Below are 497 nucleotides of genomic sequence, written 5' to 3'. Positions count from 1 at the left end.
ATGCGGGTGCTGGGGCGGATGGGCGTGAAGCCCCAGGGTGGCATCCCGGGGCAGACCGGCGCCTATGTCCTGCGCGAGGGCCGCCTGCACACGATGCCTCGCGGGCCCGTCACGCTGCTGACCACGGACGTGCTGTCCCTCGCCGGAAAGCTCGAAGTGGCGAGGCTGCTCGCCGGGCTGGGGCGCATCGACCCGGAGCCGCTGGGCTCGCTGTCGACGCGCGAGTGGCTGGACACCCGCCTGGCGCGGGAGGACAGCCGGGCGCTCGTGGCGGCCCTGGTGCGCGTGGCCACCTACTGCGCGGACCACACGGCGCTCAGTGCGCAGGCGGCGGTGAAGCAACTCCAGGCCGCGCTCGCCGCCAACGTGCTGTACGTGGATGGCGGCTGGAGCACCCTGGTGGACGCGGTGGAGCGACTGACGCGCGAGGCCGGGGTCCGGCTGGAGCTGTCCACGCGGGTGGAGGCCGTCGTCCTCCAGGGGGCGCGGGTGGAGGG

General features: G+C 74.6%; 1 protein-coding gene. It reads left to right on the top strand.

Translation table 11 applies throughout. The features are described 5' to 3' along the window. A partial coding sequence (locus D7V93_RS43930; RefSeq protein ID WP_208723385.1) for an FAD-dependent oxidoreductase occupies positions 1–497 on the top strand: 497 nt, incomplete at both ends.

It is taken from the genome of Corallococcus llansteffanensis (assembly GCF_003612055.1).
GTDB lineage: Bacteria > Myxococcota > Myxococcia > Myxococcales > Myxococcaceae > Corallococcus > Corallococcus llansteffanensis.
Note: the sequence above shows the minus strand (reverse complement) of the source record. Positions and strands in the feature narration are given on the sequence as shown.